13 protein-coding genes are annotated in these 16628 nt (G+C 68.3%); 4 read left to right on the top strand and 9 right to left on the bottom strand.

The genetic code is table 11. The features are described 5' to 3' along the window. Positions 1–3: 3 nt before the first annotated feature. Both AC07Y4_RS01980 and map read right to left on the bottom strand, forming a co-directional pair. Positions 4–2613, bottom strand: coding sequence for a [protein-PII] uridylyltransferase (locus tag AC07Y4_RS01980; RefSeq protein ID WP_062471264.1), 2610 nt, complete (start codon positions 2611–2613; stop codon positions 4–6). A gap of 22 nt (positions 2614–2635) precedes the next feature. Next, on the bottom strand, positions 2636–3460 hold the full coding sequence (gene map / locus AC07Y4_RS01975; RefSeq protein WP_062471267.1) for a type I methionyl aminopeptidase: 825 nt from the start codon (positions 3458–3460) through the stop codon (positions 2636–2638). A 157-nt stretch (positions 3461–3617) separates the two neighbouring features. Between map and purL the strand changes: the two genes are divergently transcribed. Further along, a complete protein-coding gene (purL, locus tag AC07Y4_RS01970) occupies positions 3618–7586 on the top strand; it encodes a phosphoribosylformylglycinamidine synthase (RefSeq protein WP_495274106.1) in 3969 nt (1322 codons plus the stop codon). Between the two features lie 109 nt (positions 7587–7695). Here purL and AC07Y4_RS01965 read toward each other — a convergent pair whose 3' ends face one another. Beyond that, positions 7696–8379: a GntR family transcriptional regulator gene (locus AC07Y4_RS01965; RefSeq protein WP_487846920.1), complete on the bottom strand. Its 684-nt coding sequence runs from the start codon at positions 8377–8379 to the stop codon at positions 7696–7698. Positions 8380–8502: 123 nt separating this feature from the next. Between AC07Y4_RS01965 and AC07Y4_RS01960 the strand changes: the two genes are divergently transcribed. From AC07Y4_RS01960 to AC07Y4_RS01950, 3 genes are read left to right on the top strand one after another with little or no spacing between them, the layout of a single operon-like run. Further along, positions 8503–9189: a DUF2848 domain-containing protein gene (locus AC07Y4_RS01960; protein WP_487846921.1), complete on the top strand. Its 687-nt coding sequence runs from the start codon at positions 8503–8505 to the stop codon at positions 9187–9189. A gap of 16 nt (positions 9190–9205) precedes the next feature. Then, positions 9206–10564 (top strand): amidase, encoded by a 1359-nt coding sequence (locus AC07Y4_RS01955; RefSeq protein WP_487846922.1) that lies wholly within the window; start codon positions 9206–9208, stop codon positions 10562–10564. A 37-nt stretch (positions 10565–10601) separates the two neighbouring features. Further along, a complete protein-coding gene (locus AC07Y4_RS01950) occupies positions 10602–11588 on the top strand; it encodes a Bug family tripartite tricarboxylate transporter substrate binding protein (RefSeq protein WP_487846923.1) in 987 nt (328 codons plus the stop codon). A 49-nt stretch (positions 11589–11637) separates the two neighbouring features. Here the strand turns inward: AC07Y4_RS01950 and AC07Y4_RS01945 are convergent, their stop codons facing one another. From AC07Y4_RS01945 to AC07Y4_RS01920, 6 genes are all read right to left on the bottom strand, one after another. Continuing rightward, complete coding sequence (locus tag AC07Y4_RS01945) at positions 11638–12423, bottom strand: peptidylprolyl isomerase (RefSeq protein WP_062471282.1); 786 nt, start codon at positions 12421–12423, stop codon at positions 11638–11640. 129 nt (positions 12424–12552) lie between these two features. Further along, complete coding sequence (locus AC07Y4_RS01940) at positions 12553–12831, bottom strand: BolA family protein (RefSeq protein WP_487846924.1); 279 nt, start codon at positions 12829–12831, stop codon at positions 12553–12555. Beyond that, positions 12828–13367: a septation protein A gene (locus AC07Y4_RS01935; protein ID WP_062471286.1), complete on the bottom strand. Its 540-nt coding sequence runs from the start codon at positions 13365–13367 to the stop codon at positions 12828–12830. Before AC07Y4_RS01935 ends, AC07Y4_RS01940 begins: the two co-directional genes overlap by 4 nt. Next, entirely contained in the window at positions 13364–13777 is a 414-nt protein-coding gene (gene msrB / locus AC07Y4_RS01930; RefSeq protein ID WP_070060682.1) for a peptide-methionine (R)-S-oxide reductase MsrB, read from the bottom strand. The genes AC07Y4_RS01935 and msrB overlap by 4 nt, the downstream gene beginning before the upstream one ends. Beyond that, a complete protein-coding gene (locus tag AC07Y4_RS01925; protein ID WP_487846925.1) occupies positions 13774–15255 on the bottom strand; it encodes a protein adenylyltransferase SelO in 1482 nt (493 codons plus the stop codon). Before AC07Y4_RS01925 ends, msrB begins: the two co-directional genes overlap by 4 nt. Positions 15256–15328: 73 nt before the next feature. Continuing rightward, entirely contained in the window at positions 15329–16420 is a 1092-nt protein-coding gene (locus AC07Y4_RS01920) for an AraC family transcriptional regulator (RefSeq protein ID WP_369647719.1), read from the bottom strand. Between the last annotated feature and the right edge of the window lie 208 nt (positions 16421–16628).

The raw sequence follows: 16628 nt of genomic DNA, 5'->3' as shown, positions 1-16628 counted from the left end.
GCCTCACTGGGAGGCCAGCGCCTCCATCAGGTCGGTCTCGATGGCCAGCTGCGTCTTCTGGCCCTGCAGTTCCGGCCCGCTGATCAGGAAGGTGTCTTCCACGCGTTCGCCCAGGGTCGTCACCTTCGCCAGCTGCAGGTTCAGGTGATGCCGCGCGAGCACGCGCGCCACCGAATACAACAGGCCCGCACGGTCGCTGGCCGAGATGCTGAGCAGCCAGCGCTGCGCCTTGTCGTCGGGCACGAGGCTGATGCGCGGCTTGATCGGAAAGCTGCGCACCCGGCGTGACACGCGCCCCATGCTCGGTGCAGGCAGGGCGCCGGCTTCGGTGAGCGTTTGCGCCAGGCCCGTTTCGACCATGCTGATCAGGTCGCGGTAGTGGTCGGGTTGGAAGGTCGTCACCACCTGGAAAGTGTCGAGCGCGTAGCCGTTGCTCGTGGTGTGGACCTTGGCGTCCAGGATGCTGAACGACGCCTGGTCGAAGTAGCCGCAGATGCGCGCGAAGAGGTCGGACTGGTCAGGCGTGTAGACCACCACCTGCAGGCCTTCGCCCACCGGCGACAGGTGCGCGCGCACGATGGGCAGCGCTTTCGGGTCGATGGGCACGTTCTTCGGCGGCACGAAGCGCGACAGCTGCTTGGCGTGCCAGGCGATCTCGGTGGCGTCGTGGCGCATGAAGTAGCCGACGTCGAGCGTGTCCCACAGCGCCTTGTGCGCCTCGAAGCGCTGGGCGTGCAGGGCCAGCTGCACCAGCGCTTCGCGCTTGCGGGCCTCGACCTCGGCGTCCGGGTCAGGCATGCGACCGCCCAGGGCGCGCAGGGTGAAGCGGTACAGGTCCTCGAGCAGCTTGCCCTTCCAGGCATTCCACACGCGCGGCGAGGTGCCGCGAATGTCGGCCACCGTCAGCAGGTACAGCGCCGTGAGGTAGCGCTCGTTGCCCACGCGCTTGGCAAAAGCGCCGATGACCTCCGGGTCGCCCAGGTCCTGCTTCTGCGCGACCTGGCTCATCACCAGGTGCTCGGCCACGAGGAATTCGATGAGCTTGGCGTCTTCGCGCGCGATGCCGTGCTGCTTGCAGAAGCGCTGCACGTCGCGCGCGCCGAGCGTGGAGTGGTCGCCGCCGCGGCCCTTGGCGATGTCGTGGAAGAGGGCGGCGACGTAAAGGATCCAGGGCTTGTCCCAGCCGGCCGCGAGCTGCGAGCAGCCCGGGTACTCGTGCGCATGCTCGGCGATGAAGAAGCGGCGCACGTTGCGCAGCACCATCAGGATGTGCTGGTCGACCGTGTACACGTGGAACAGGTCGTGCTGCATCTGCCCCACGATGCTGCGGAACACGCGCAGGTAGCGCCCCAGCACCGAGGTCTGGTTCATGAGCCGGAAGGCATGCGTGATGCCGTAGGGCTGCTGCAGGATCCGCATGAAGGTCACGTGGTTGACCGGGTCGTTGCGGAACTTGCTGTCCATGACGTGGCGCGCGTTGTACAGCGCGCGCAGCGTGCGCGCCGACAGGCCCTTCACGCCGATGGTCTTCTGGTACAGCAGGAAGGTCTCGAGCACCGCGTGCGGCTCGCGCTCGTACAGGTCGTCGCTGGCGATCTCGATCAGGCCGGCGCGCTCGTAGAAGCGCTCGTTGATGGTCGTGGGCTGCTCGTCGATGGGCTGCAGCCGCTCGGAAATATTGAGCAGCAGGATCTGGTTGAGCTGCGACACCGCCTTGGCCGCCCAGTAGTAGCGGCGCATCAGCGCCTCGCTCGACTTGCGCTGCGACTCGCTCTCGTAGCCGAAGCTCGCGGCCACGGCGGTCTGCAGGTCGAACACCAGCCGGTCTTCGCGCCGGTTGGCGATCACGTGCAGGCGGGCGCGGATGAGCGAGAGCAGGGCCTCGTTGCGCTTGATCTGCTGCGCCTCGAAGGGCGTGGCCAGGCCGTTCTTGGCCAGGTCGTCCCAGCGGCTGCCGAAGCCGGCGGCCTTGCTCATCCACAGGATGGTCTGCAGGTCGCGCAGGCCACCGGGCGATTCCTTGCAGTTGGGTTCGAGCGCGTAGGGCGTGTTGTCGAACTTCTGGTGGCGGTGCCGCATTTCCTGCGACTTGGCCACGAAGAAGGCCTGCGGATCGATGGCCTGGGTGAAGCGGCGGCGAAAGGCCGCGAAGAGCTTCTTGTCGCCCGTGATCAGGCGCGATTCGAGCAGCGAGGTCTGGACCGTGATGTCCTTGGCGGCCTCGTCCAGGCACTCCTCGAGCGTGCGCACGCTGGAGCCGATCTCGAGGCCGGCGTCCCAGCACTGGCCGATGAAGGCCTCGATGCGGGCCGGCTCGACGCCGCTGTCCTGGCCCTCGGGCGGCAGCAGCAGCAGCACGTCGACGTCGGAGTACGGAAACAGCTCGCCGCGCCCGTAGCCGCCCACCGCGGCCAGCGCGAAGGCGTCGCCGAAGCCGGCTTCGTTCCACAGCGCGGTCAGCGTCTGGTCGGCCAGCGCCGAGAGCTGGCGCAGCACCGTGTGGACGCTGCGGGTGGGCGCGCGGGCGAAGCGCAGGGTGTCGAAAAGGGCGAGCTTTTTCGCGCGATAGGCTTCGCGCAGCGTCGCCACGTCGATCTTGGCTGCTTCGATCACGGCGGGGGCGCGCTTCGGCGCGTCAGGTTTTGGTGGAGGTGACGAAGGCCGGCAGCGGCGGGCTGCCTTCGGAGAGCGTCAGCACCTCGTAGCCGGTCTCGGTGACGAGCACCGTGTGCTCCCACTGGGCCGACAGCGAATGGTCGCGCGTGACGATGGTCCAGCCGTCGTACTGGCCGCCCTTGAAGTCTTCCTTCACGTCGCGCTTGCCGGCGTTGATCATCGGCTCGATCGTGAAGATCATGCCGGGCTTGAGCTCTTCCATGGTGCCCGGGCGGCCGTAGTGCAGCACCTGGGGTTCTTCGTGGAAGCGCTGGCCCACGCCGTGGCCGCAGAACTCGCGCACGATCGAGAAGCCCTGGCCCTCGGCGAATTTCTGGATCGCATGGCCCACGTCGCCCAGGTGGGCGCCGGGGCGCACCTGCAGGATGCCGTGCCACATGGCTTCGAAGGTAACGTTGCACAGGCGCTTGGCGGCGATGGAGGCGTCGCCAATCACGAACATGCGGCTGTTGTCGCCGAACCAGCCGTCCTTGATGACGGTCACGTCGACGTTCATGATGTCGCCCTTCTTCAGGGGCTTGTCATTGGGGATGCCGTGGCACACCACGTGGTTCACCGAGGTGCACAGCGACTTCGGGAACGGCACGCTGCTGGCGCCCATGTAGCCCACCGTGGCCGAGGTGGTGCCCTGCTTGACCATGTACTCGGCGGCCAGCCGGTCCACGTCGTTGGTCGTGATGCCGGGCTTGATGAAGGGCGTGAGGTAGTCCAGCACCTCGGACCCGAGGCGGCAGGCGACCCGCATGGCTTCGATGCCTGCGGCGTCTTTGTAGGTAATGCTCATGCCCCGAATTATCCCATTCGGCAAGCTAAAATTCCGGGTTAACGCGGATGACCCCAGTCAGCGGCCTCCGCCCAGATTCCTTGATTCCCAACGCGGCCCCCGAGGCCCCCCATCGACCGTGACGCAGCCCGCACCTCAAGCCCTTCCTGTCGTAACCATGTTCGAGGGCGGCAGCGCACTCAGCGACTTCCGTGCGCGGCAACTGCTGCCGAAGCTGCAGGCCATCGAGCCGCGCATCGAGGGCATTTCGGCCCGATTCGTGCACCTGGTGGTCACCGATGCGTCGCTGGGCGACGCCGACCGCGAGCGCTTTGCCGCGCTCCTGACCTACGGCGAGCCCTTCGAGGCCCCGGCGGCCAAGGCGAGCGCCTCGGTGGTCGTCACGCCCCGCCTGGGCACCGTGTCGCCCTGGGCCTCCAAGGCCACCGACATCGCCCACAACTGCGGCCTGGCGCTGCGCCGTGTGGAGCGCGTCACCCAGTACCACCTGAAGCTGAAGGCGCCGCTGATCGGCAAGGCCCCTGTGCTCGAAGGCGACGCGCTCGCCGCCGTGGCCGGCCCGCTGCACGACCGCATGACCGAATCGGTGCTCGCCGCCGTCGAACAGGCGGCCAGCCTGTTCAGCGAACTGCCGGCCCAGCCGATGGCGCAGGTCGACGTGCAAACCGGTGGCCGTGCCGCGCTGGTGGCGGCCAACACCGGCTTCGGCCTGGCGCTGGCCGAGGACGAGATCGACTACCTGGTGGACGCCTTCACCCGCCTGGGCCGCAACCCCAGCGACGTCGAACTGATGATGTTCGCGCAGGCCAACAGCGAGCACTGCCGCCACAAGATCTTCAACGCCAATTTCACCATCGACGGCGTGGCCCAGCCCCAGAGCCTGTTCTCGATGATCCGCCACACCGAGAAGCAGAACCCGCAGCACACGGTGATCGCCTATGCGGACAACGCCTCGGTGATGGAAGGCGCGACCATCGAGCGCTTCATTCCGGCGAACGGCTCGCAAGGCTATCAAAAAGATAGCGCCCTGAGCCATGTACTGATGAAGGTCGAGACGCACAACCACCCGACGGCAATTTCCCCGTTCCCCGGCGCCTCGACCGGCGCCGGCGGCGAGATCCGCGACGAAGGCGCCACGGGTCGCGGCTCCAAGCCCAAGGCCGGCCTGACCGGCTTCACGGTGTCGAAGCTCTGGCCGGAAGACGGCCACTACGGCAAGCCCGAGCACATCGCCAGCCCGCTGCAGATCATGACCGAGGGCCCGCTGGGCGGCGCCGCGTTCAACAACGAATTCGGCCGTCCCAACCTGCTGGGCTACTTCCGCGAGTACGAGCAGGCGGTGACGAGCGACCTCGACACCGTGCAGCGCGGTTACCACAAGCCCATCATGATCGCGGGCGGCCTGGGCAGCATCGACGCCACGCAGACCAAGAAGATCCTGTTCCCGGCCGGCTCGCTGCTGATCCAGCTCGGCGGCCCCGGCATGCGCATCGGCATGGGCGGCAGCGCCGCCAGCTCGATGGCGACCGGCGCCAATGCGGCCGAGCTCGACTTCGACTCGGTGCAGCGCGGCAACCCCGAAATCGAACGCCGCGCGCAGGAGGTCATCAACCACTGCTGGCATCAGGGCGCGGCCAACCCGATCCTGGCGATCCACGACGTGGGCGCCGGCGGCCTGAGCAATGCCTTCCCCGAACTGACCAACGACGCCGGCCGTGGCGCGCGCTTCGACCTGCGAGCGGTGCCGCTCGAAGAGTCGGGCATGGCGCCCAAGGAAATCTGGTGCAACGAAAGCCAGGAGCGCTACGTGCTGGCCATCGCGCCCGAATCGCTCGAACAGTTCAAGGCCTTCTGCGAGCGCGAGCGCTGCCCGTTCTCGGTGGTCGGCGTGGCGACCGAAGAACGCCAGCTGCTGGTGGCCGACGAAGGCGCGGCCGTGCAACCTGTCGACATGCCGATGGACGTGCTGCTGGGCAAGCCGCCCAAGATGCACCGCGACGTGAAGACCGTCGCCCGCAGCTTCAAGCCCCTCGACCTCACGGGCGTCGACCTGCAGAAGGCCGCCATCGACGTGCTCGCACACCCGACCGTGGCCTCCAAGCGCTTCCTCATCACCATTGGCGACCGCAGCGTGGGCGGCCTGACGCATCGCGACCAGATGGTCGGCCCGTGGCAGGTGCCCGTGGCCGATTGCGCCGTGACGCTGGCCGACTACAAGGGCTTCGCCGGCGAAGCGATGAGCATGGGCGAGCGCACGCCGCTGGCCGCGCTCGACGCGCCGGCCTCGGGCCGCATGGCCGTGGCCGAGGCCATCACCAACCTGCTGGCCGCGCCGATCGAACTCTCGCGCGTCAAGCTGTCGGCCAACTGGATGGCGGCCTGCGGCGAGCCCGGCGAAGACGCCGCGCTGTACGAGACCGTCAAGGCCGTGGGCCTGGAGCTGTGCCCGGCGTTGGGCGTGTCGATTCCGGTCGGCAAGGATTCGCTGTCGATGCGCACGCAGTGGAAGGACAACGGCGAAGCCAAGAAGGTCACCTCGCCCGTCAGCCTGATCGTCACCGCCTTCGCCTCGCTGGCCGACGTGCGCGGCACGCTCACGCCGCAGCTCGACGCGACCGAAGACGACACCACGCTCGTGCTCATCGACCTCGGCCGTGGCCAGCACCGCATGGCCGGCAGCATCCTGTCGCAGACGCTCGACCAGAGCGGCGACACCGTGCCCGACCTCGACGACCCGGCGCAGCTCGTGGCGCTGGTCAACGCCGTGAACGCGCTGCGCGCCGACGGCAAGATCCTCGCGATGCACGACCGCAGCGACGGCGGCCTGTTCGCCACCGCCTGCGAAATGGCCTTTGCCGGCCACGTCGGCGTGGCGCTCAATGTCGACATGCTCGTCACCGAAGGCGACGGCATTTCCGACAGCCGCATGGAAACCGGCGACGCCAAGAACTGGGCGCAGCAGGTCAGCGCGCGCCGCGAAGAGCTCACGCTCAAGGCGCTGTTCAACGAAGAGCTGGGCATGGTGCTGCAGGTGCGCACGGCCGAGCGCAACGACGTCATGCAGGTGCTGCGCGCCCACGGCCTGAGCACGCACAGCCACTTCGTCGGCAAGACGCGCCCGGCCAGCTCGGCCATGGACGCCGGCAAGGGCAAGCTCGAAGTCTGGCGCGATGCCAAGTCGGTGTTCAGCGCCAGCCTGCACGACCTGCACCAGGTGTGGGATTCGGTCAGCTGGAAGATCGCCCGCGAGCGCGACAACCCGGCCTGCGCCGATGCCGAGCACGCGGCGGCCGGTGTGCCGAACGACCCGGGCATGCATGTGTTCCTGCCGAACGCCCCGGTGGCACCGGCCATCCTGCAGTCGCGCCCCAAGGTCGCGATCCTGCGCGAGCAGGGCGTCAACTCGCACGTCGAGATGGCCTATGCCTTCACCGAAGCCGGCTTCGAGGCCTTCGACGTCCACATGACCGACCTGCAGACGGGCAGGGCGGACCTGGCCGCGTTCAAGGGCGTGGTCGCCTGCGGCGGCTTCAGCTACGGCGACACGCTGGGCGCCGGTATTGGCTGGGCGCGCAGCATCACCTTCAACCCGAAGCTGGCCGAGCAGTTCAAGACCTTCTTCGGTCGCGCCGACACCTTCGGCCTGGGCGTGTGCAACGGCTGCCAGATGTTCGCTGAGCTGGCCGACATCATTCCGGGCGCCGACGCCTGGCCGCGCTTCACCACCAACCAGAGCGAACGTTTCGAGGCGCGCCTGTCGATGGTCGAGGTGCTCGAGTCGCCCAGCATCTTCTTCGCGGGCATGGCCGGCAGCCGCCTGCCGATCGCGGTGGCGCACGGCGAGGGCTATGCCAACTTCAAGCACCGCGGCGACGCCGCCAAGGCCATCGGCGCGATGCGCTTCGTGGACAACCACGGCCAGCCGACCGAGCAGTACCCGTTCAACCCGAACGGCAGCACGGGTGGGCTGACCTCGGTCACCACGCCGGACGGCCGCTTCACCGCCGTGATGCCGCACCCGGAGCGCGTGTTCCGCAACATCCAGATGAGCTGGACCTCGGCCGACAAGAGCGAACTGAGCCCGTGGATGCAGATCTGGCGCAACGCGCGCAAGTGGGTGGGTTGATCGGGCGCCCTCAGGCCGTGCAAACTGCCTGAGTCAGGTCAACAAGAAATGCCCTCCAGGCTCGGACCTGGAGGGCATTTTTCATGGGGGGCGCCTGAAGCGCCGTCAATCAGCGCTGGCTGTTCAGCATCGACGCCTTGAACGACAGCACATGCGTCTTCGCCGCTTCGGCCGCTGCGTCGGCGTCGTGCCGCTGCAGCGTGGCGACGATGGTGCGGTGCTCCTCGATCACCTCGGCCAGATGCCCCTCGGCGGCCAGTGAGATCGCCCAGAAGCGCTGCGAGCGCGCGTGCAGCACGCTCAGGATGTCCTGCAGCATCGCGTTGCGCGCCGCCGCCGCGATCTTTTCGTGGAAGAGGCGGTCCAGGTTCATCACCGACATCGCATCGCGCCGCTGCGCCGCCGCCTCGAACTGCTCGGCGATGGCCTGCAGCTCGGCCAGCTCGACCTCGGTGATGGCCGCCGCGGCCAGGCGCATGCACAGCACCTCGTTGACCAGCCGGACCTCGATGAGCTCCAGCGCGTCGTTGATCGACAGCGGCGAAGCCATCGCGCCCTTGCGCGGAATGATGCGGACCAGGCCCTCGGCCGACAGGCGGTGCAGCGCCTGGTTCACCGGCGTGCGGCCCACGCCCAGCCGCTCCATCACCTGGGCGGTGTTGAGGTACTCCCCGGGCTTGTAGGCCAGGGTCACCAGGGCTTCCTTCAGGCGCAGGTAGGCCGTTTCGTTGAGGGAGATGGCTGCTTCGGGCCGCCGGACGGGGGCTTTGCGGGCGGGCGTGGCTGCGTTCATCGGGGCGGGAGGGTCATGGTGGAGTTCCCCGATGGTACCTGCGGGAAATCCCTTTGAAGTTTTTGTGGACTCACTGTAATATCGTTGTGAAATTTCACTGAAACTTCAATAGAACTGCCACCCATGAAACTGTCTTTCGAACTTCCCGAGGGAAGTGCCCTGCCCACGCTGGACTTCGAGGCCCGGCACCTCGTGATCGCCGGCTGGACCGGGCGCGACACCGCCGCCATCGAGCACCACATCGAGGAACTCGCCGAGCTCGGCGTGCCCGCGCCCAGCGCCGTGCCGCTGTTCTACCGGGTGGCCACCCAGCAGCTGAGCCAGGCCGACGTCGTGCAGGTGGTGGGGGCCGACACCTCGGGCGAGGTCGAGCCGCTGCTGTTCCTGCACGGGGGCGAATTCTTCGTCTCGATCGGCTCGGACCACACCGACCGCGCGCTGGAAGCCCACAGCGTGGCGCTGTCCAAGCAGATCTGCGTGAAGCCCGTGGCGCGCAGCGCCTGGCGGCTGGCCGACGTGCAGGACCGCTGGGACACGCTGGTGCTGCGTTCGTGGATCGAGGAGGGCGGTGAATGGCGCCTGTACCAGGAAGGCACGCTGGCCGCGCTGCGCCCGCCGGCCGACCTGCTGGCGCGCTGCGCCGCCGCCGACGGCGAACCGGCCGACGGCTTCGCGATGACCTGCGGCACGGTCGGCGCCATCGGCGGCATCCGCCCGGCCGCGCGCTTTCGCATGGAACTGGTCGACGAGCACACCGGCCGCCGCATCGCGCACGAGTACCGCGCGGTCTCGCTGCCGATCGTCGCCTGACGCACGAGGACCGCACATGCCCGCCGCGATCTCCCTCGAAGCCGCCCGCGCCGACCTGGCCGCAGGCCGCACCACCTCGGCCGCGCTGACCGCCTCGGCGCTGCAACGCATCGCCGATCCCGCCGGTGAAGGTGCGCGCACCTTCACGCGCGTGTTGACAGAGCGCGCCCAGCACCTGGCGCGCGCCTCCGACAGCCTGCGCGAAGCCGGCCTCGTGCGCTCGCCGCTCGAAGGCCTGCCGGTCTCCGTCAAGGACCTGTTCGACGTGGCCGGCGAAGCGACGACCGCCGGTTCCGTCGTGCTGCGCGACGCGCCACCCGCCGCGCACGACGCCGAGGCCGTGCAGCGCCTGCTGGCGGCCGGCGCGGTGCTGGTCGGCAAGACGAACATGACCGAGTTCGCGTACTCCGGCCTCGGCCTCAACCCGCACTACGGGACGCCGGCCAATCCGTGGCAGCGCGGCGAGCGGCGCATTCCCGGTGGCTCGTCCTCGGGCGCGGCCGTGGCGGTGGCCGACGGCATGTGCGTCGCCAGCGTCGGCAGCGACACCGGCGGCTCGGCGCGCATCCCGGCGGCGCTGTGCGGCATCACGGGTTTCAAGCCGACGGCGCGCCGCATGCCCGGCACCGGGCTCGTGCCGCTGTCGCACAGCCTCGACGCGGTCGGCGTGATGGCGCTCGACGTGGCCGGTTGCGCGGCGATGGATGCGGTGCTCTCCGGCGTGTCCGAGGCGCCCCGTGCGCAGCACCTGCGCCAGGCCCGCTTCGCGGTGCCGACCACGCTGGTGCAGGACGGCATGGACGCGCATGTCGCTGCGACCTTCCAACGCGCGCTGCGGCACCTCTCGGCCGCCGGCGCGGAGTTGGTCGAACTGGCGGTACCCGAGTTCGACGAGCTCGCTGCCATCAACGCCGCAGGCGGCTTCAGCGCCGCCGAGTCATGGGCGTGGCATGCCGAGTTGATCGAACGCAGCGGCAGCGGCTACGACCCGCGCGTGCTCAGCCGCATCCTGCGCGGCAAGGACTTCACGGCGCGCGCCTACCTCGCGCTGCAGGCGCAGCGGGCCAACTGGCAGCGCCGCGTGGCCGCGCGCCTGGGCGAGTTCGATGGCTGGCTCATGCCGACCGTGCCGCTGGTGGCGCCGCGCATCGAGGCGCTCGAAGCCGACGAGGCGCAGTACGTCGCCGTCAACGCCGCGATGCTGCGCAACCCCTCCATCGTCAACTTCATGGACGGCTGCGCCATCTCCTTGCCCTGCCATGCGGCCGGCGAAGCGCCCGTGGGCCTGAGCCTTGCTGGCCTGCCGATGCGCGACGCCGCGCTGCTCGCGTGGGCCGCCGACATCGAACGCACCCTGCGCGCCACCGCCGATTGACCCGTCTGCCCACCCTCAAGAAACTCCGGAGAACCTCATGACCCAGCGCTTCCGTTTCCCGCTCGCCTCGCTTGTCTGTCTTGCCGCCGGCCTGGCGTGCATCGTGTCCGTCGCCCACGCGCAGGACGCCTATCCGTCCAAGCCGATCCGCATGGTCGTGCCGTTCCCGCCGGGCGGCAGCATCGACATGACGGCGCGCCTGGTCGGCCAGAAGCTCTCGACGGCCCTGGGCCAGCCCGTGCTGGTGGACAACCGCCCCGGCGCCAGCGGCAACATCGGCATGGACTACGTCGCCAAGGCGCCCAAGGACGGCTACACCTTGCTGATGGTGCACACCGGCTTGGCCTCCAACGGGCACATGTTCGCGAAGCTGCCCTATGACCCGATCAAGGATCTGGCGCCCGTGATCCGCGTGGCCGACCAGCCCAACGTGCTCATCATGAATCCCAAGTGGACGTTCAAGAACGTCGGCGAGCTGGTGGCCTATGCCAAGGCCAACCCCGGCAAGCTCAGTGTCGGCACCTCGGGCGTGGGCGGCCCGCAGGACGTGGCGGCGCGCCGCTTCATGCAGATGACCGGCACCGATCTGCTCAACGTGGCCTACAAGGGCGGGGCGCCCGCGCTGTCCGACCTCGTCGGCGGCCAGATCGACATGATGTTCGAAACCTCGCCCACCGCCGTGCCCTATGCCAAGAGCGGCAAGCTGAAGGCGCTGGCGGTCACGGGCGACAAGCGCGTGTCGACCTTGCCCGACGTGCCGACGGTGGCCGAGTCCGGCGTGCCGGGCTACCGGTTCATGGGCTGGGTCGGCCTGGTGGCGCCGGCCGGAACGCCCGCGCCGGTCATCGCCAAGCTCAACGAGCAGGTGCAGGCGCTGCTCAAGAACGCCGACACGCAAAAGCAGTTCACCGACCTCAGCCTGGAAGTCATCGGCGGCTCGACGGCGGACTTCACAAGTTTCGTGCGCAAGGAGTCGAACGACTACGCCCGGTTCGTCAAAGACTTCAATATCACGCCGCAATGAAAAAAAGCCCCGCGACTGCGGGGCTTTTTACTGGGCGATGGCTTGAGGCTTACTCGACCTTGGCCTTCGCGCGCAGATCTTCCTGGTACTTCTGCAGACGCTGCTGCTGCAGCTGCTGCGTGATCTGCGGCTTCACTTCTTCCAGCTTTGGCAGTTGGGCCTGGCGGATGTCGTCGACGCGGATGATGTGGTAGCCGAACTGGGTCTTGACCGGGGCAGGGGTGGTCTCGCCCTTCTTGAGCTTGATCATCGCTTCCGAGAACTCGGGCACGAAGCTGGCGGGGTTGGCCCAGTCGAGGTCGCCACCGTTGGCGCCCGATCCCGGGTCCTTGCTCTGCTTCTTGGCGATGTCTTCGAACTTGGCACCCTTCTTCAGGTCGGCCATGATCTTCTTGGCCTGGTCTTCGGTCTCGACCAGGATGTGGCGGGCCTTGAATTCCTTGCCGCCGTTGGCTGCCACGAACTTGTCGTACTCGGCCTTCACGTCGGCGTCGGACACCGCGTTGGTCTTGCGGTAGTTCTCGAACAGCGCGCGGATCAGGATGGCCTGACGGGCGAGTTCGAGCTGGTTCTTGTAGTCCTCGGTGGCGTCCAGGCCTTGCTTTTGCGCTTCCTGCATGAACACTTCGCGCGCCACGATTTCCTCGCGCAGCTGGCTTTGCATCTCGGGCGTCACCGGGCGGCCGGCGGCAGCCAGCTGCTGGGCCAGGACGTCCATGCGGGCCTTGGGCACCGGCTTGCCGTTGACGATGGCTGCGTTCTGCGCCAGGGCCGACAGGGGGAGTGCACCGATCAGCGCTGCGGCCGCAACGGCCTGCAAGATGTGTTTTTTCATGAAATGAATATCAGGCTGGAGAGGAAATGCGCGTGTAGGAAAAGGCGCGGGAAAGAAAGCAGGAATCAGGAGAAAAGAAGGAGAGGGTGGGCGGCCGCGGCGAACGCGGCAAGCAACCGATTGGACGACTCAGAGCACCTCGATGGCGATGGCGTGCAGACCCTGTGCGATAAAAACTTGGAGGGCATCATACACAAGCCGATGCCGCGCCACGCGGGGCTTTCCGTCGAACAGCGGGGAGGCGATGCGCACCCGGAAATGCGTGCCGTAGCCCTCGGCGTTGGCGCCCGCATGGCCCGCGTGGGCGGCGCTTTCGTCGATCACTTCGAGCTGCGTGGGCGCAAGCGCCGCGCGCAGCGCCGCCTCGAGGGCGGCCACGGTGGGCAGGGGGATGGTGGTGGTGGTCATGCGGTCGGCTTGTCTTCCTTGAGGTGCGGCGCGATGTACAGGCCCTGCGCCACCAGGAAGACGATCGGGAACACGTAGCCCCAGAGCTTGAAGTTGACCCAGGCCTCGGTCGTGAAGTACGCCGCCACGTAGCCGTTGATGAGCGCCATGAACAGGCAATAGCCGATCCACGCCACGTTGAGCCGGCCCCAGATGCGCTCGGGCAGCTCGAGCTGCGCGCCCAGCAGCATCTTCAGGAAGTTCTTCTTCAGCGCCCACAGCGCCACCGCCAGCGCGACGGCCATGGCGCCGTACAGCACCGTCGGCTTCCACTTGATGAAGCGGTCGTCGTGCAGCACCAGCGTGAGCGTGCCGAACAGCAGGATCAGCACCAGCGTGGCCTTCTGCATCGCCTGCAGCTTGCGTTCCATGGCGTAGATGACGGCCATCTGCACCACGGTGGCGGCCATCAGCACGCCGGTGGCGGTGTAGATGTCGGCGAACTTGTAGGCGCCGAAGAACAGCAGGATCGGAAAGAAGTCGAGGAGCAGTTTCATTTCTTCTTCTGGAAGTCGAGCGAGGCCGAGTTCATGCAGTAGCGCAGGCCGGTTTCGGTGGGGCCGTCGGGGAACACGTGGCCCAGGTGGGCGCCGCAATTGGCGCACACGTTCTCGGTGCGCACCATGCCGTGCGAGCGGTCGACGATGTTGCGGATGGCGCCGGGCACGGCTTCTTCGGAGAAGCTGGGCCAGCCGCAGCCGGCGTCGAACTTGGTGGCCGCTTCGAACAGCTTGGCGCCGCAGCAGATGCAGTGGTAGGTGCCGTCGTCCCAGTGGGCTTCGTACTTGCCGGTGAAGGGGCGTTCGGTGGCGGCGTGGCGCGTCACCTCGAAGGCGGCGGGTTCGGCGCCCTTCTCAGCGAGCAGGGCTTTCCATTCGGCGTCGGTTTTCTGTACGGGCGTGGTCATGAGGAGCAGCTGATTTCGATCGTGGAGGCCCAGTCGGGCGGGAAGCCGGCGTATTCGTCGGCACCGGGGTGTTCTTCACATGGGGTTTGGAGCAGCGTCAGCAAGGTTGCCACACCCGCGTGGTCCTTTTGCTGACTGGCTTCGATGGCCTGCTGGCCCAGGTGGTTCCGCAGCACGAACTTGGGGTTCGACTGCAGCATCAATTTTGCCGCTTCGGCGCGCTGCGATTGTGCATGGCGCTCCGAAAAAGAGAGCATCCACGCATCGAAGCCGGCCCGGTCGAGGAACAGGTCGCGCACCGGCTCCACGTTGCCGTCGGCCATGTGGTTCGACAGGCGACGCCAGAAGATGGTGTGGTCGACCTTCTCGGCCGCCATCAGCTTGAGCACGCCCTCGATGAGCGCGCGGTCGCCCTCGGCAGGTGCCGACAGGCCCAGCTTGGCGCGCATGCGGTCTTCGAAGGCGTTGGGGAACACGGTCTTGTACGACTCCAGCGCGGCCACGGCGATGTCCTGGTCGCCGATCAGCGGCAGCAGCGCCTGCGCCAGGCAGAACAGGTTCCAGTAGGCGACGTTGGGTTGCTGGTTGAAGGCGTAGCGGCCCTGGGTGTCGCTGTGGTTGCAGATGTGGCGCGGGTCGAAGCCGTCGAGGAACTGGAACGGCCCGTAGTCGATGGTGAGCCCGAGGATGCTCATGTTGTCGGTGTTCATCACCCCGTGGCAGAAGCCCACGGCCTGCCACTGGGCGAGCAGGGCGGCGGTGCGTTCGCTCACGGCCTCGAGGAAGGCGGCGTAGGCATTGCCGTTGAAGCGCGCGGTGGCGCGGCATTCGGGGTAATAGCGGTCGATGACGTAGTCGGCCAGTGCGCGCAGCTCGTCTTCGCGCTGGTTGGCGGCGAAGTGCTCGAAGTGGCCGAAGCGGATGAAGCTGGGCGCCACGCGGGTCACGACGGCGGCGCTTTCCAGCTCTTCGCGGCGCACGCGGGCGTCGGAGCCCGTCACGCACAGCGCGCGCGTGGTCGGAATGCCCAGGCCGTGCATGGCCTCGCTGCACAGGAACTCGCGGATGCTCGAGCGCAGCACGGCGCGGCCGTCGCCGCCGCGCGAGTAGGGCGTGCGGCCCGCGCCCTTGAGCTGCACCTCGAGCCCGCCCTCGGTCTCGCCGAGCAGGATCGCGCGCCCGTCGCCCAGTTGCCCGGCCCAGACGCCGAACTGGTGGCCGCTGTAGACCGTGGCGAAAGGCCGCGTGCCGGCGACCGGCAGGCTGCCGGTGAGCGCGGCGAGCGTGGTGTCCGAGTCGCGCCAGCCGGGCGGCAGGCCCAGCTCACGCGCCACGGCGTCGCTGTGGCCGACCCAGTACGGGTCGGGCAGCGGCGTGGGGCGCAATTCGGTGAAAAAAGCGGGGCCCAGCGTCGAGAAGCCGGGCTTCCAGCGCAGGCCCAGGTCGGCGACCGGGGTGTCTTCGGCTAACAAGCTCATGCCCGGATTGTCCGGCAGCGCGCGAAACCCCAGGCCGTTGAGGCCATCGGGCGCGTGGGGTGGATGCCGTCGGTCAGTTCAGCAGCGCGCCGCGCAGCGCCCCGGCGCCGTCGAGCGCGAGGCTGGCGCGGTACTGGGCCGGCGGCAGGCCGAACCAGCGCTTGCAGGCGCGAAAGAAGTTGCTGACGTCGACGAAGCCCAGCCGGTCGGCCACGTCCGCGAGCGTGTGGCGCTGTTCGGCCAGGTACTGCTTGGCGAGTTCGCGGCGGGTGCGGTCGAGCAGCGCCTGGAACGACACCGACTCCTCCTGCAGGCGGCGCTGCAGCGTGCGGTCGGCCAGCCCCAGGCCCGAGGCCACGTCCTGGCGGCGCGGCTCGCCGTGCTGCAGCCGGCGCGCGATCTCGGCGCACACCAGGCTGGCGGTGGTGGTCTGGCCCAGCAGGTTGAGCTGGTCGTCGAGCAGGTGCTCCTGCATCTCGCCCAGGGCCGGGTGGTGGGTGGGCAGCGGCATGGTCATGTCGGCCGACGACAGCAGCACGCGGTTGGCGGGCGCGTTGAAGCGGATCTCGCAGCCGAAGGCCTCGCGGTGCAGCCGGTCGTTGGCCGGCGGCGGGTAGACGAATTCCATGGCCAGCGGCTGCAGCTCGCGCCGCGTGAGCCACTGGCACTGCATGAGCACGGTCAGCAGGGCGTACTCGACGCGCTGGCGCGGGATCGGCAGGCTGCCGCCGGTGTGCTCCATGACCATCCAGCAGCCGCGCGCGTCGGACTGCAGCGAGAACGCGGTGGCGTCGGAGATCACGGCCATGTAGCGCGTGAGCCGCGTGAGCGCCGCGCCCAGGGTGGGGCTGCAGGCCATGGCGTGGCCCACGGTGCCCAGCTTGCTGTGCGTGGCGGCCAGGTCGCGGTCCAGGCCCAGCGTGGGCCGCCCGGCGTGCGCCACGGCCACCTGCCACAGCACGGAGATCTCGTCGACCGGGATGCGCGCGTTCTGGCGGTGCAGCGAGTCGGGGTCGAAGCCGGCATCGCGCAGCAGCGCGGGCACGTTCAGCCCCTCGGCCTCGAACATCGACAGCACCCCCTCCAGCCATGCGGCCGAGCTGGTGCGCAGCTCGGGCTGCGGACAGCCGGGGCGGCGCGACGGCCGGCGCGAATGGCGCGGCAGGGAGGCTTCTGAAGTCATTCGATTGGCTCGCTTGCGATAGCGGTGAAAACAGGGCCGGTTCCTAGAATTTTTCCAGTGCACGGCGGCCCGGAGTATGGGTGCCGCGCGCCAAGCCAGGAATTCCGATTAACCCGGTGTGGAGACAAAACATGAAGACAACGACAACAGCACAAGACCAGGGTGCGGCAGGACAGACGGCGATGGCGGG

The organism is Variovorax sp. GW460-12-1-14-LB1 (assembly GCF_059423605.1).
Note: the sequence above shows the minus strand (reverse complement) of the source record. Positions and strands in the feature narration are given on the sequence as shown.

Excerpts from the sequence above, each read along its gene's own strand:
- map (WP_062471267.1), bottom strand. The coding sequence starts at position 3,460 with ATGAGCATTACCTACAAAGACGCCGCAGGCATCGAAGCCATGCGGGTC.
- purL (WP_495274106.1), top strand. The coding sequence starts at position 3,618 with ATGTTCGAGGGCGGCAGCGCACTCAGCGACTTCCGTGCGCGGCAACTG.
- AC07Y4_RS01965 (WP_487846920.1), bottom strand. The coding sequence starts at position 8,379 with ATGAACGCAGCCACGCCCGCCCGCAAAGCCCCCGTCCGGCGGCCCGAA.
- AC07Y4_RS01960 (WP_487846921.1), top strand. The coding sequence starts at position 8,503 with ATGAAACTGTCTTTCGAACTTCCCGAGGGAAGTGCCCTGCCCACGCTG.
- AC07Y4_RS01955 (WP_487846922.1), top strand. The coding sequence starts at position 9,206 with ATGCCCGCCGCGATCTCCCTCGAAGCCGCCCGCGCCGACCTGGCCGCA.
- AC07Y4_RS01950 (WP_487846923.1), top strand. The coding sequence starts at position 10,602 with ATGACCCAGCGCTTCCGTTTCCCGCTCGCCTCGCTTGTCTGTCTTGCC.
- AC07Y4_RS01945 (WP_062471282.1), bottom strand. The coding sequence starts at position 12,423 with ATGAAAAAACACATCTTGCAGGCCGTTGCGGCCGCAGCGCTGATCGGT.
- AC07Y4_RS01940 (WP_487846924.1), bottom strand. The coding sequence starts at position 12,831 with ATGACCACCACCACCATCCCCCTGCCCACCGTGGCCGCCCTCGAGGCG.
- AC07Y4_RS01935 (WP_062471286.1), bottom strand. The coding sequence starts at position 13,367 with ATGAAACTGCTCCTCGACTTCTTTCCGATCCTGCTGTTCTTCGGCGCC.
- msrB (WP_070060682.1), bottom strand. The coding sequence starts at position 13,777 with ATGACCACGCCCGTACAGAAAACCGACGCCGAATGGAAAGCCCTGCTC.
- AC07Y4_RS01925 (WP_487846925.1), bottom strand. The coding sequence starts at position 15,255 with ATGAGCTTGTTAGCCGAAGACACCCCGGTCGCCGACCTGGGCCTGCGC.